Genomic DNA, 13,986 nt, shown 5'->3' with positions numbered 1-13,986 from the left:
CGATCCACGGCCGCGACTGACGCTTCCCCACGACCACACCAACGAGTGGACAAGCCGACAGTCACGTGATCAACGACTTCTGTTAGGGCCAGTTAAACCGCGGAGGCGCCGGCGACGACTGGGCCGCAAGGTCACGACGTCAGGCGGGCCTCCGCGCGAGGCCCGCCTGCCCCGGCGGTTCAAATGGTCAGCGCCACTCCCAAAGCGCAGTCTGCGGCCGCGCCGACCTGTTCGACGCCTGGGACGCCCAGCAGGCCGAAAGCGGTGGTTGCGCACCCGCCCCGCAGCTCCCCTCGCGGCTGGAGCTGTGATCTTCCTCAGTGCCTCGACGTGCTCCGAGGAGCGGCCGGCAAGTTCCAGTACATCTACTACCTCCCCGACGACCACAACAAGGGCAAGGCGTTGGTCTCGATCGACCACGGAGTGACCTCCGGCACGCTGGACGCCTGGCTTGCACTGTGGCAACAGGAGAACGACCCGGAGAAGCCGCTGTTCCACATCACCGGCCACGGGGCCTGCAACGGTTAGTACTCCAGCTGTAGATCGCGACCTTCGTAGCGCGCGGTCTGCCGCGCGGCGGCAGTGGCCAGCCGGGGCTTGGTGGCTGCGGCGGGCCGGCGCGTAAGGTGCCGGAGTGATCGCGATGCCAGAGGAGTTCGCACAGAGCACCGTCGACCGCGAAGGGGAGGCCGGAGCGGCGTGGCTCGCCGAGTTGCCCCGGATCGTGGAGGAGTTGCTGAGGCGCTGGGGGTGCGTGCGTGATGGCGAGGTCATGCACGGGGGCGTTGGCGTCATCGTTCCGGTACGGCGGCGGGCTGAGGGAAGCGCCGTGTTGAAGGTGTCGTTTCCACATCCCGGTAACGTCCATGAGCCGGATGCGTTCGTTGCGTGGGGCGGGTGCGGGGCCGTCCTGCTGCATGAGCGCGACGACGAGCGGTTCGCGATGCTGCTGGAGCGGGTTCAGCCGTCGAGCCTGGCGGAGGTCGAGGACGGCGACGAGGTGGTGCGGGTCGCCGGGCGGCTGAATCGCCGCCTGGCCATTCCCGCACCGCCCGGCCTGCCCCGGCTGCGTGAGCAGGCCGATGCATGGGAGGAGCGGTTGTGCAAGGACGCCGAGGAGCTGTCGCATGCATTGCCGCGTCGGGTGCTGGACGCTGCCGTGGCGACCGTTCGGGAGCTGGGTCGGTCCCAGCCGGACACCCTCATCCATGGCGACCTCCATGCCCGGAACATCCTGCGTGGCGGCCGGGAGCCGTGGCTAGTTGTGGACCCCAAGGGGTACGTGGGAGATCCGGCCTACGACGGCGGCACACTGCTGAAGTCCCGTGCGCTGACGCTCCTTGAAGCGGATGACCTGCGCAAAGCTGTCCACCGCGTGTTGGACGTCTTCGCCGAGGCCGCGGAACTGGACCGTGAACGCGTCCAGCGGTGGGCCCAGTTCCATGCCGTCCAGGCTGCGTTCTCGGGCCGCCGCCACGGCTTTCGTATCGCCCGCAGCGGACCGCGGCTGGACTGGCTCACCGAATTCGTCGACCGTCTGGCGGGGTTGCTCACCGAACGTTCGTAGAGCGTGATGGTGCCGTCCGGGCCCGGTGGGTGGACGAGTGCGGCCACCGTTGATCATCGTGAGCTGTGTGGACGGACGATGAGATGGTGGCCGCAGGTCACAGCATGGATCCCGCCCGGCGGTGGAAGGCGTTCGTGGCGGCCATGGGCCGCATCGCGGGCCGGTCGCCCGATACGAACCCCGCCTGCTGGCCGGGAGGCTGGTGCTGGGCTGCTGTCGGACCTTCCCCGCGCCTCGCCCTCGTCCTCCGGCACGCTCGTGGGGGCGCTCTGTGGGATGCGGCGGGTGAGCGCCCCCTCCAGCGCGCGGTTTCTTCCACCAGGTGGTCGGTGCCGGCGGAGCACGTCAGCCGCCAGGATGCGGTGCCCTCGTGGTCACCGGATTCGGGGCCGGCGGCCAGGTAGCCGTCCGCGCCCGGCCGACCCTTGCTACAGCAGATGGTTGGCAGCGGGCCGCGGAACCTGGTGCCGTCTCTCCAGTAGGCCAGAAGTCGGGGTGGCCGCCCCTTACGCGCCAAGCGGCAGTTGACTTGCCGCGATGGCGGCTTCAAGAGAAATTTAGTGGGCAACTATGACGCCAGTCTGGGTATCAACCGGCCGGGACCTCTGGCGGGTGATGTGTCATGTTGGTGGCGCTGCGCCACGATGCCCTGACTGTGAATCTACGGTGTAAGTTCCGTGAGCTACGTGTGAGTCTTGTTACGTTGGTTTACTTCTGACGCTGCTTTAGGGTCGGGGTCGACCACTTATTTTTGCTTTACGTCTGTGTGTGGGGGACGCGGATGTGCTGTCACCCATGCCTGGAAAGGAACGTGGGTGACTCCTCGTATGCGCAGGATGGTCACCGTCACGGGGGCTGCTGTACTCGTGGCGCTTGTGGGCACACCGCTGATCGCTTCTGCGGACCCGCAGCCGCCGTCGGGAAACGACACACCGCCGTCCGCGGTGGAGGACTTCGCCTACCCGAACGCGGATCAGATTCAGCATGACAAGGGCATCAGGCTGATCAAGGGGGACGGGCACATCACCCTTGCGGCGTGTGATGAATCGGCTCAGCAGATCAGGGTCCTCACCGTGCAGGGCCGGGGCGGGAACCCGCAGGGCGCCTACTGCTTCAAGGCGACAGCCAAGACCGGTTACCTCACGTTGGAGCTCCCGCACGTCATTGCGTTGGAGACCGCGGATCACCCGATCAGCGCGGATCTGAAGCCGCAGGGTGACCCGTCGGCGCCGGTCAAGACGGTGAGCGTGGCGAAGGACGGCTATCAGAGCGTCGGTGAGGGGTCCGCCGGGGGTGCGTCCACTGTTCTGGTGGAACTGCGCGTCACGGGCTGACCGACCGATCTGCCTTGCCTTCTCACCGATCTCACATGAAACGGGGAACGTTCATGTCTGGCTTTCGTCCGCGCACGGCGCGGACTTACGGTCTGATCGCCGCTACGTCGCTGGCTGTCGCCGCCTTGTCGGGCACGCCCGCGGTCGCCGTATCGGGCCCGCAGGCTTCTGACGCGGTATCCACTGCCACCGCACGGCTCGACATCGGCGGGCAGCGCGGCTGTTCGGCCATGCTGGTGGCTCCGCAGTGGCTGCTGACGGCCGCGAGCTGTTTCACCGACACCCCGGGCGGCCCCCTTGCCCCCGGCGCTCCGAAGCTGAAGACGACTGCGACCATCGGCGGCACCGCTCAGCAGGTGGTGAACCTCGCGCCCCGGACAGACCGGGACGTGGTGATGGCTCAACTGGCCAAACCGGTCAGCGGTGTCACCCCGACCCCGGTGGCGGCCACAGCGCCCGGCGTGGGTGACGAGGTACAGGCCGCGGGCTACGGCCGTACGCATGACGAGTGGGTGCCCGACCAGGTGCACGCCGCGGTGTTCACCACCCAGAATGTCGGTGCCACCACAGTCGATCTGGCCGCTGAGTCGGACGGCGCGGCGATCTGCAAGGGCGATACCGGCGGTCCGGTGCTGAGCACCGCCGCCGGTCATACGGCCGTCGTGGGCGTCAGCAGCCGGTCCTGGCAGGGCGGTTGTCTGGGCACCGATGCGTCCGAGACCCGTACCGGGGCGGTGGCGGCCCGGGTCGACGATCTGGCGGGCTGGGTGCAGCAGGTCGCCTACAGCACCACCTTCGCGAACGGTCCGTGGAAGCACGCGGTGCAGATGGCTGCGGGCTACTACACGGGCGGCTCCGCGGGCGGCGCCAGGCACATGGATCTGATCGTCCTGTGGGACGACGGGGAGGTCACTCTCTACCAGGGCGGCGTCAGCAACGATCCCGGCCACCCCTTCGCCGCCGAGTACCAGCTGGCGCCCCGCAAGAGCATCTGGACTCATGCCGTCTCGATCACCGGTGTCAATGCCACCGGCGGCGGCACGGACGGGCTGGTCGTGCGCTGGAGCGACGGCGAGATGACCCAGTACGCGACGGTGGATGCCAAGGGGTTCCACGGCGAGAAGCAGCTTGCGCCGCGGAATACTCCTGCCTGGAAGAACGATGCACGTCTGCTGGTCGCCGGCCGGTTCACACCGGGCGGTCACCGTGACGACCTGCTGGCTGTCTGGAAGGACGGCCACGTCTCCGTCTTCAGCGACCTGGCGGCCAACGGACTGAGCAAGCAGACGCAGATCGTCGCCAAGAACACCACCACCTGGCCCTACGCCGAGGACCTCACCACGGGTTCCTTCACCGGCAGCAGCACTGATGATCTGCTGGTGCGCTGGGTGGACGGAGAGACCACGATCTATCCGGGTCTGACCGGCAAGTCCCTGCCCGGCGAGATCAGGATCCGCGTGAAGAATTCGGAGTGGAAGGACGCCGCCGTGGTCGCGGCGGGCGCCTTCACCGCCAACACCGCCGCGAACGACATCCTCGTCCGCTGGAACGACGGCCACGTCAGTCTCTTCACCGGCGTCGATGCCAAGGGCCTGCACGACGAAGTCCCACTCGCACCGGCCAACTGACGTAGCTGGTGCGGCTTTACGATCCGGCTTGCCAGGGGTGCCCGCCTCCTGACCAACGGTGGGCCGCCCCTGGCTGCCGCGGCCGTGCACGGCCTGAGCGGCCACGGCCCGGCCGCCGGCCGACGCGTCGGTATCCGGGGTACAGCTCTACGTCCGCGCCTTGCTGAACACCGCGTTGGGACCCCCTTCGTCACAGACGAAGAGGTGGCTCGTACTCCGCGACGGCCGTCGCTTCACATAGACCGGAGGTCCGCGTGCCTCCGGCGTGCCTGACTGGAGCAGCTTTACTTGAGTAACAGACGAATACGATTTTGGCCTGCCGCCGCACTGTGCGGGGCACTGGTGCTGCTGGAGGCTGGAACAGCATCGGCCTCATCAGCACTCGGCCTCAGCAGATCTGCGACGAAGGAGTCCCTGCCCGCGTCAACGGTCACCGCTCCTTCGCCCGTGACGTCGCCCTCGATCACCTCTTCGCCTGCTGGCGGCGGCGCCTGGACAGTGCGGGACGCGATCCGGTTCTGGACCTCCCAGCGCATGGCCTCGGCCGTCGACCCCTCGGGCCGAGCCGCCCGACCGCAGGGCTGGACGGCGCCGCGTAAGCGGTCGTCGGTCGCCGCCGGGGTCAGCGGTGAGTTCTTCGACGGCATGAAGTCCGTCGGCGTGCTCTTCACCACCGACAGGGAGATGCGAGCGCACTACTGCACGGCGAGTGTGGTGCGCAGCACAGGGCACAATCTGCTGCTGACGGCCGGCCACTGCGTCGGCAACAGGGCGGCGTTCGTCCCCATGTACGACCACACCAAGTCGGCGGCAGACCAGCCGTACGGGGTGTGGCCGGTCAAGGAGTGGTTCCGGGACGCACAGTACGCCTCGGACAAGAGCCGGAACTCCGACCTGGACTTCGCCTTCGGAAGCCTGGCCGACAACGGCGGGCGGAACGTCGAGGACGTCGTGGGCGCCAACACTCCGGCCCGTTCGCCGGGGTTCACCAACCAGGTGACCGTCGTCGGCTACCCGAGGGTCGACCACAATGCGCAGGACCGCGCGTTCCGCTGTGCCGACGTCAAGACGACCGCGCTGCCGGCCTATTACCAGATGCAGATCGACTGCGCGGGCATGTGGGGCGGGGTGTCCGGTGGACCGTGGTTCTCCTCTCTCGACCCGTCGGGCGACACCGGCCAGATCATCGGCAACGTCGGCGGCTTCATGCAGGGCGGCCCGGACGTGTCCACCAAGGACCCGCTGTACAACCGGATCACCTACAGCCCCCTGTACGGCGACCGGTTCTTCCAGCTCTACGACGACGCCCAGAACGCCGTCCACAACGACCACGGCGCCTACCAACCGCCGCCGCTGCCCTACTCCATGGGGAAGGCGGGGACCTGGAAGCACGCCGTGGCCATGACTGCCGGCTACTACACCGGCGGGTCCTTGGGCGGCACCCGACGCATGGATCTGATCGTCCTGTGGGACGACGGGGAGGTCACCCTCTACCAGGGCGGTGACAGCGACGACGCCTCCCACCCGTTCGCCGCCGAGTACCAGCTGGCACCCCGTAAGAGCATCTGGACTCATGCCGTCTCGATCAGCAGTGTCAACGCCGGCGGTGACACGGACGGGCTGGTGGTGCGGTGGAACGACGGCGAGATGACCCAGTACGCGACGGTCGATGCCAAGGGTTTCCACGGTGAGAAGCAGCTCGCTCCGCGGAACACTCCCGCCTGGAAGAACGACGCGCGTCTGCTGGTCGCCGGCCGCTTCACGCCGGGTGGCCACCGCGACGACCTGCTGGCCGTCTGGAAGGACGGCCATGTATCGGTCTTCGGTGATCTGGCGGCCAACGGGCTGAGCAAGCAGAGCCAGATCGTCGCGAAGAACACCACCACCTGGCCTTACGCCGGTCAGCTGACCACCGGGTCCTTCACCGGCAGTGCCACCGATGACCTGCTGGTGCGCTGGGTCGACGGGGAGACCACCCTCTACCCGGGCCTGAGTGGCAAGGCCCTGCCCGGGGAGATCAAGATCCGGCCGAGGAATTCGGAGTGGAAGGACGCCGCCGTGGTCGCCGCGGGTGCGTTCACCGCCAACGCGGCCGCGAACGACGTCATCGTCCGCTGGAGCGACGGGCACGTCAGCCTCTTCACCGGCGTCGACGCCAAGGGCCTGCACGACGAAGTCCCACTCGTACCGGCCAACTGACGCTCTACACACCGTTCGAGGGACGGGTCCGCGGAACACCGACGGGCCGTCCCACGAGAACCGCGCTGCGCACGGGCCTGTGATCAGTCAGGTCCGTGTGCGAGCCGGTGCACACAACCCCCCCATGAACATGCGACGAATCGAGTCCGCAGTGAGACATCCGCGACGCCCGCGGCGCGTGGCGGCAGGGACACAGCACGCGGTGCGCGTGCTGTGTCTGGGCCTGCTGCCCAGCGCGCTGGTACTGGGCCTGCTGGGACCCGCACCCTCCCCGGCCAGAGCCGACGAGACGCCTCCGACAACCGCAACCGGTAGTCCGCTTGCGGACACCGACCGCGCCAAGGTGGTGCGGTTGTGGGAGAGCGGCGGGCCCGGCGTGCGCGCCGCCGCCGAGGCTGCCCTGGTCGGCAGTGACGACGACGTCAGGAACTTCCTGGCTCAGGCCTCCGACATCCAGTTCCAGGACGAGCGTGTCGCCACCGCTCAGGTCGCCAGTGTCGGCGGGACCTACCTGCAGCAGGCCGCCCGTACCGCCCTGGACAGCAACTCGTCCGACCAGCTGCAGGCGTTCTTGAAGGACGGCTGGAAGGCGCCGCTGCTGCAGGACCAGCGTATCCGGGTCGCGCAGATCATCGACGTCAGCGGCCCGCTGGTGAAAAAGGCCGGCCAGGCCGCGCTGAACGGCACCCCTGAGGACATCAAGAAGTTCCTGGACAACGATCAGTACACCGAGCGGGAACAGGACGAGCGCGTCCAGACGGCGCAGATCATCGATGCCGGCGGGCCGAACGTCAAGGCGGCCGGCCGGATAGCGATCAACGGCAGCGCCGACGACATCCACGAGTTTCTCCAGGTCGGGCAGTACGTGGCCCGCGCGCACGATCAGGAACACGCCACGATCGCGCAGCTGGCCGATCAGGCGGCGAAGGCGGGCAAGCTGGCCGGGCAGCAGACCCAGGCCGCCAAGGACGCCTCCGCCCGTGCGGTGACCGCGGCGAAACTGGCCAAGGAAGCCGCGCAGAAGGCCGCCGCGGAGACCCAGGCCGCGCAGAAGGACACCCAGCACGCGGCAGCATCCGCCGCCCGCGCGGCGAGCGCTGCCCAGCAGGCCGCCACCGCCGCGCAGACCGCGATCGACGCCGCTGCTGCTGCCACCGATGCGGCCCGGGTGGCCGCGAACGCCGCCTCGGCTGCCGCCGCGGCCGCGGACGGTGCCGCAGAGGCGGCCTCCCGGGCCCGTGATGCCGCCGCGAACGCCGCCCTGGACGCGGGCCAGGCAGGTGCCGCGCGCCAGGCGGCCCAAAACGCACGGGATGCCGCTGCGGGCGCGCACGCCGCCGCACAAGCCGCGGACTCGGCGCGGACCGCGGCCGCGTCGGCTGCGGATGCGGCCAAGGCGGCCAGCGGTGCCGGCAGCAACGCAGGCGACGCCGCGGATGCGGCCGACCAGGCCAACTCCTACGCCGACCAGGCCGGTGCCCACTCCGCCGAAGCGCAGAACGCCGCGGCCGCCGCACACCGCCACGCCCGCGAGGCAGCTCGCGCCGCCGATGCAGCCCAGGCGCTGGCGCAGGAGGCCGCCTCCGCTGCCGGGGAAGCCCGTGACGCCGCCAACGACGCGGCCACGCACGCCGAGAACGCGGCCAAGGCCGCCGACGACGCGGCCAAGCACGCGGGTGAGGCGTCGACCGCCGCAAAGCAGTCCGCCGCGCACGCCAAGGAGGCCAAGAAGGACGCCGACGTGGCCAGTGCGGCGGTCGCCAAGGCACAGAAGGTCCACGACCTCGCGGTCCGTATCGACACCGAGCAGCTGACCGCCCGCACCAACGAAGCCATCGCCCGCGCGCGGGACCTCAAAGCACAGGAAGACCAGCGCACCGCCGCCCAGCAGGCAGCGGTGCAGCAGGCCAAGGACCTTCAGGCCGAAGCGGCCAAGCTGGCCGACCAGGCCGCCCAGCCCAGCGCCGATCCCGCGAAGATCGCTCCCGAAGCCCGCAAGGTTGCCCTGGCCACGGCCAAGACCGGCCGGGCCTGGAGCCAGTCCGCGGCCCTGGTCGCCCTGGCCGGCTCCGAGCAGGACGTGACCGCGTACATCCGCACCGGCCGCAAGGAGGCCAGTGCCCAAGACGACCGCGAGGACGTCGGGCGCCTCGCGTCTACCGCCGGTTCCGCCGACGTGCGCGCCGCCGCCGCCAAGGCCCTCGACGGCGACGACTCGGCGGTGAGCGCGTTCCTGGCCACCGGCCAGTACGAGGCCATGAAGCAGGACATGCGCCTCTACGTCGCCCGCACCATCGCCAACGTCGGCCCGATCGAACAGCAGGCCGGACGCACCGCACTGAACACCGACACGACCGACGCCCTGCGCCAGTTCATCACCACCGACGACCCGCTGGCACGCACCCAGGACGAACGCGTCCGCGCCGCCCAGCTCGCCGACACCAACAACAAAAACAACGGCCCGCAGGTGAGGGCCGCCGCCCGCATCGCGCTGGAAGGCCCCTCCAACCTGCTGCACGCCTTCATCACGGTCGGTCAGTACAAGGCCCAGCACCAAGACCAACTGGGCGCCACCCACGAGCAGCAGATCCAGCAGCTGATCGCACAGGCCGCAGGCATCGCCGCCACCGCCCAGAAGAACGCCGCCGAAGCCGGCAGGGCAGCAGCCAACGCCGCACACGCCGCCTCCGAAGCCGAGGGCTACCGCAGGCAAGCCGAAGCAGCCGCCAACGACGCCAAGAACTACGCCAAACAAGCCAACGGCTACGCCACCCAGGCCGAACAGTCCGCCAAGGACGCCGCCGCCTCAGCCAAGACCGCCCGCAACGCCCAGCAGAACGCCGAAAACGCCGCAGCCGCAGCCCTCACCTCCGCCACCTCCGCCCAGTACTCGGCCACCTCAGCCCGAGACTCCGCCGACGCCGCCTGGACAGCAGCCCAGCAAGCACGCGCCTCCGCCACAGCCGCCGGCAAGGACGCCACCGCCGCAAACCAAGCGGCAACAGAGGCCTACCACACCGCGGTCACCAAACAGCAGCAAGAAGACCGGCAGTGGCAGCAGTGGTACGAGGAACAGCAGAAGCAAAGCCACCAGGATGACGACGGCAGCTGGATACCGGGCTGGTTGAAAGACGCAGCCAACACGGTCGCCACCTACGGATCAGCGATACTCGACAACGGCACCCAGATCTTCGGCGGACTCGCCGAAACCTTCGTCAGCGTCGGAGCGGTCGGCTTCGGGACGTCCGGCATCGTCGGTGGTGGCGCCCTGTGCATCTTTGGGTTCGGTTGCCTGGTCGGCGCACCGGCCATCGCTGCAAGCAGCACACTGATAGTCGGCGGCGCCTACGGCATCGCAGACGGGATCAGCCGGTTCAACAATGGACTCGGACAGGCACTCCGCGAGGCCAGCGAAGCTGACCGTGCAGCGGGCGGAGGTGGAGCTGAGGCAGGTGCTCTGGGGGACCGAAGGGAAGAATATGTGGCAGATCTGATTGGCGGTAAGGTCGCCAAGGGTCCGAATGGGCAAGACATCAAGATTGTCATGCCTAACGTTGGATCCAGTGGCATAGATGTAATTGGCCCGAACGGAGAGTACGTCTACGTGGGCGGAGGGGCGAAAGCGGCCAATCCCTCCAAATTCGGAAAGGCGCTCAAGATAAACAAGTATGCCGCTGATGAGGCGGGCGTGCCGGCCATCTACTACCTGGACGCGTCCAACACTCCCGAATCGGCAATTAACCAGGCGCGCAAGGTGTTCGGCGTCGAAAACGTCCACACTTTCAACATGCCTAAAGGGTGAAAAATGGCAGACGGATTTATTCGCTGGTATCGCGAGGCGGGCGCGGAATCCATTTTTCGCGACCAGGTGGCTGTTTTTGAACAGCACGGCGTCGCTCTCGCCCATCCAGGAACCGGTGTCGCTACCGTAATCAACGTGGATGGCGACGACATCCCCATCGATCTCGAAGCGCTCGACCTGATCATCGGCCTCAGGCTTCCATCGGTCAGCATCAATTGGTGGATCTCGGCAGACACCAACGTCGTAAGCTCGTATACACACGAACCGCTCGGCTGTGAAATTCAGACTTTCTGGGTGGATGGATTGACGGCAGAAGAAGCACGAGCCTTCAATTCTGCCGTCATGTCGACCATGTCTCGAGTGCAAACACCGACGCGCGCTCTTGTGTGCGATCACCAAGGAATCACAGACGCTGACGACTGGGATTCGGCAATCCTGTACGGTAGCGCAGAAATTCCAGGGGTTGTTGACTCGCTACTCCTGAGTTCAGAAATTTCGACGCGGATCCTTTCGAATTCGACACGACTCTGCGGCACTGTGACAGAAGACTCTTTGGTGAGAGTGACGGCAGTGCAGAGGAATTGACGGACTATCCGGTGATTGTGTATCTCCCGCAAGGTCGCGGAAGCGTGATTAAGAGCCTCGAGCAGGCCGGTATCATAGTTACGCGCGACAAGAATGCTCTGCTGGATATCTTGGCTCCATAGCTCGAATTCGGAACCAGGTGACCGTCAAGATAGGAATATCCATGCGTCCCACCATCGTCCTCCTCAGCCCTCCGGAGGACCATCAACGGATCGTGACTTGACTTCAGCAAGTCGGGGTCTACAGCAAGGGGACACTCCTCGATCGACTCGATAGAGGAGAGTGCAGCTTCGGTGTGGACGTGTCCGGAGGCGTCCTGGATGAGTTCGACGAAGCGGAAGTGGACGAAGTCCGCCAGAGAATCGGAGATTTTCAAGCGATCCTGCTTGAATATTCCGGAGTATCCTGCATTCGCGACCTATTGGGCGAAATAATTCAGGGGGTGTCGGGATTGCTGGACACTAATTTCGGCGAAATGATCGAATATGAAGAGGTTCTGGTGCGCTTTCGTCGTGAACCTCTTTGGGACTGGCGCTCCGCAGTAGCTGAGTGATTGCCGCACGTCGGTGCGGTGACTTGGGGGCGTTCTCGATCCGCCCGGCAGTACCGATGTACTGCCGGGCCACGCCGACGCTCTTCATGCCCTTGTTGATGTCGCCTGTTTCGTCGGCGATAAGGACCGCATCTAGGAATCGGCGGGTCAACGTCCGCCTCACCACCTAGGACACGGTCTTAACCTCGCCGTATTCGTCCCCTGGCCTCTAGTACTCCAGCTGTAGATCGTGATCTTGCTGGTGGGGAGAGGGGCGTCGGTCAGCGACGGCCGCTATTCCAGCCACGCCCCGTCGCGCATGATGACTCTGCCGCGTAGTTCCGGTTCGCCGCGCCAAGCGCGCACGCTTTCCGGCACCACGCGCACGTACAGAAAGGAACCTTCCTCCGCACGCGGGTCCCACCCGAACTTGGCGGCGAACGCCTCGGCCGCGTCTCCGGGTACGTCCTGGTCCAGGAAGCATTCCGCCTCACCCTGGAGAAGCACCACGTCGAGGGTGTCCGGCAGCGCCAGGCGCACGCGCGGCTCCTCGCGGACGTTCCGCGCAGTCGCGGAAGTGGCACTGGTGCACATCCACACTGCTCGCCCATCCCACATGAACCACAGCGGCACCTGGTGCGGCCCGTGATCAGGATGTGCTGTCGACACCCATACATCCCGTTCGGTGACGAGCCGTTCCAGAGTGTCGCGCCTACGCTCCGCCGCCTGGCGGCGGACAATCCCCGTGGTCTGCATGAGTGCCGACCATAGCCAGCAGGCTCAGAGCGCGCATGAGGCGAGGGACCTACGCCCGGCGACCGATGAACCCCTCAGCCTCTGTCCCGGGACGGCCAGTATAGGCCGGCTGGCAGACGGGTACGGCCACCGCTGATCATCGTGTGTTGTGTGGACAAACGAAGAGACGGTGGCCGCAGGTCACAGCGTAGACCCTGCCTGCTGGCACGAGGTGTTCGAGGTCCTGATGGGCCGGATAGCGGGCCGGTTTGCGCGGGTTGAGCCCCGGCGCCGGGTGCGGGACCTGGTGCTGGGGCTGCTGTCGGACTTGCCGCGCAAGAACTGCTGGTCGATCGCCGAATGGGCTCGGGAGGCGAGTCCGGACGGCATGCAGCACCTGCTTGGCCGGGCCAGGTGGGACGCCGACGCCGTGCGTGATGACGTGCGTGAGTACGTTCTGGAGCATCTGCACGATGAGGACGCGGTGCTCGTGGTCGACGAGACCGGGGATGTGAAGAAGGGGGCGCACACCGTCGGTGTCCAGCGCCAGTACACCGGCACCGCCGGCAGAATCGAAAACGCGCAGGTCGCCGTCTATCTCGTCTATGCGGGCCGCCGCGGGCACGCGGCGGTGGACCGTGAACTGTATGTTCCGCGCTCGTGGACGTGTGACCCGGACCGCTGCCGGGCAGCCGGGCTCGGCGACGACACCGTCTTCGCGACCAAGCCGGAGCTGGCCGCCCGCATGATCGGCCGGTTCCTCGACGCCGGGCACCATGTGGGCTGGGTCGCGGGCGACGAGGTCTACGGCGGCAACCCGAAGCTGCGGTCCGTGCTGGAAGAGCGCAAGGTCGGCTACGTGCTCGCCGTCGCCTGCTCGGCCGAAGTCACCACCGGTGCAGGGAAGTTCCGCGCGGACGCCCTGGCTGCGAAGGTTCCGAAGCGGGCTTGGCAGAAGCTGTCGGCAGGGGCCGGAGCCAAGGGGCACCGCTTCTACGACTGGGCCGTCATCGACCTGGCCGAAGAACGACCCGGCAGTCACCGGCTGCTGATCCGCCGCAACCGCACCACCGGTGAACTGGCCTACTACCGCTGCTTCTCACCCGCCCCAGTGCCCCTGGCCACCCTGGTCCGCGTCGCCGGATCAAGGTGGCGGGTGGAGGAGACCTTTCAGGCCGGAAAGGGCCTGGCCGGGCTGGACGAGCACCAGGTCCGCCGCTTCACCTCGTGGTCCCGCTGGGTCACCCTGGCCATGCTCGCCCATGCCTTCCTCGCCGTCGTCCGCGCCGACGAACACACCCGCCATCCCGCCCCCCACGGGCTGATCCCGCTCACTTGCAACGAGATCCAGCGCCTGTTCACGATGCTTGTCGTCCAGCCCGTGCACGATGCGGCCCACCGGCTCCGCTGGTCCGTCTGGCGACGCCGCCACCAGGCCCGAGCCCAGGCCAGCCACTACCGCCGACAAGCCGCGAATCAGACATGAAGATCACGATCTACGGCTGGAGTACTAGGGTCCGTCTTCAAAGATCACCTCGTGGTAGATCATGGTGGGTGTGATACGCCGCCATGAACTCACCGATCACGAGTGGGAGTTACTTGCT

General features: G+C 67.3%; 10 protein-coding genes and 1 pseudogene. 9 read left to right on the top strand and 2 right to left on the bottom strand.

What is annotated here, in order from left to right; all coding sequences use genetic code 11:
• The first annotated feature begins 330 nt into the window (after nucleotides 1–330).
• The 8 genes from ACZ4SW_RS36840 (at nucleotide 331) to ACZ4SW_RS36805 (ending at nucleotide 11,668) form a co-directional block, all read left to right on the top strand.
• Nucleotides 331–528 (top strand): hypothetical protein, encoded by a 198-nt coding sequence (locus ACZ4SW_RS36840; protein WP_468253451.1) that lies wholly within the window; start codon nucleotides 331–333, stop codon nucleotides 526–528.
• Between the two features lie 106 nt (nucleotides 529–634).
• On the top strand, nucleotides 635–1,567 hold the full coding sequence (locus ACZ4SW_RS36835; RefSeq protein WP_468253450.1) for an aminoglycoside phosphotransferase family protein: 933 nt from the start codon (nucleotides 635–637) through the stop codon (nucleotides 1,565–1,567).
• A gap of 815 nt (nucleotides 1,568–2,382) precedes the next feature.
• Nucleotides 2,383–2,901 (top strand): hypothetical protein, encoded by a 519-nt coding sequence (locus tag ACZ4SW_RS36830; protein ID WP_468253449.1) that lies wholly within the window; start codon nucleotides 2,383–2,385, stop codon nucleotides 2,899–2,901.
• A 53-nt stretch (nucleotides 2,902–2,954) separates the two neighbouring features.
• Nucleotides 2,955–4,529: a trypsin-like serine protease gene (locus ACZ4SW_RS36825; RefSeq protein ID WP_468253448.1), complete on the top strand. Its 1,575-nt coding sequence runs from the start codon at nucleotides 2,955–2,957 to the stop codon at nucleotides 4,527–4,529.
• Between the two features lie 447 nt (nucleotides 4,530–4,976).
• Nucleotides 4,977–6,728: a trypsin-like serine peptidase gene (locus tag ACZ4SW_RS36820; RefSeq protein ID WP_468253447.1), complete on the top strand. Its 1,752-nt coding sequence runs from the start codon at nucleotides 4,977–4,979 to the stop codon at nucleotides 6,726–6,728.
• Between the two features lie 124 nt (nucleotides 6,729–6,852).
• Nucleotides 6,853–10,530 carry an ALF repeat-containing protein gene (locus tag ACZ4SW_RS36815; protein WP_468253446.1) on the top strand — a complete coding sequence of 1,226 codons (3,678 nt, stop codon included), beginning with the start codon at nucleotides 6,853–6,855 and terminating at the stop codon, nucleotides 10,528–10,530.
• Nucleotides 10,531–10,533: 3 nt separating this feature from the next.
• Nucleotides 10,534–11,115: a hypothetical protein gene (locus ACZ4SW_RS36810; RefSeq protein ID WP_468253445.1), complete on the top strand. Its 582-nt coding sequence runs from the start codon at nucleotides 10,534–10,536 to the stop codon at nucleotides 11,113–11,115.
• 295 nt (nucleotides 11,116–11,410) lie between these two features.
• Complete coding sequence (locus ACZ4SW_RS36805) at nucleotides 11,411–11,668, top strand: hypothetical protein (protein WP_468253453.1); 258 nt, start codon at nucleotides 11,411–11,413, stop codon at nucleotides 11,666–11,668.
• 28 nt (nucleotides 11,669–11,696) lie between these two features.
• Here the strand turns inward: ACZ4SW_RS36805 and ACZ4SW_RS36800 are convergent.
• Both ACZ4SW_RS36800 and ACZ4SW_RS36795 read right to left on the bottom strand, forming a co-directional pair.
• Nucleotides 11,697–11,834: pseudogene (locus ACZ4SW_RS36800) on the bottom strand (transposase); the annotation flags it as partial.
• 107 nt (nucleotides 11,835–11,941) lie between these two features.
• Nucleotides 11,942–12,403 (bottom strand): pyridoxamine 5'-phosphate oxidase family protein, encoded by a 462-nt coding sequence (locus ACZ4SW_RS36795; protein WP_468253444.1) that lies wholly within the window; start codon nucleotides 12,401–12,403, stop codon nucleotides 11,942–11,944.
• A 226-nt stretch (nucleotides 12,404–12,629) separates the two neighbouring features.
• On the opposite strand from ACZ4SW_RS36795, the gene ACZ4SW_RS36790 reads away from it, so the two are divergent.
• Entirely contained in the window at nucleotides 12,630–13,868 is a 1,239-nt protein-coding gene (locus ACZ4SW_RS36790) for an IS701 family transposase (protein ID WP_468253452.1), read from the top strand.
• Nucleotides 13,869–13,986 lie beyond the last annotated feature (118 nt).

The sequence above is a fragment of the Streptomyces sp. NPDC028331 genome (genome assembly GCF_055565775.1).
The sequence above is the reverse complement of the archived record's forward strand: the minus strand, read 5'-3'. Positions and strand labels throughout refer to the sequence as shown.

What these genes read in the sequence shown, in the direction of transcription:
- ACZ4SW_RS36825 (WP_468253448.1), top strand. Translation starts at nt 2,955, where the DNA reads ATGTCTGGCTTTCGTCCGCGCACGGCGCGGACTTACGGTCTGATCGCC.
- ACZ4SW_RS36815 (WP_468253446.1), top strand. Translation starts at nt 6,853, where the DNA reads ATGAACATGCGACGAATCGAGTCCGCAGTGAGACATCCGCGACGCCCG.
- ACZ4SW_RS36810 (WP_468253445.1), top strand. Translation starts at nt 10,534, where the DNA reads ATGGCAGACGGATTTATTCGCTGGTATCGCGAGGCGGGCGCGGAATCC.
- ACZ4SW_RS36795 (WP_468253444.1), bottom strand. Translation starts at nt 12,403, where the DNA reads ATGCAGACCACGGGGATTGTCCGCCGCCAGGCGGCGGAGCGTAGGCGC.
- ACZ4SW_RS36790 (WP_468253452.1), top strand. Translation starts at nt 12,630, where the DNA reads ATGGGCCGGATAGCGGGCCGGTTTGCGCGGGTTGAGCCCCGGCGCCGG.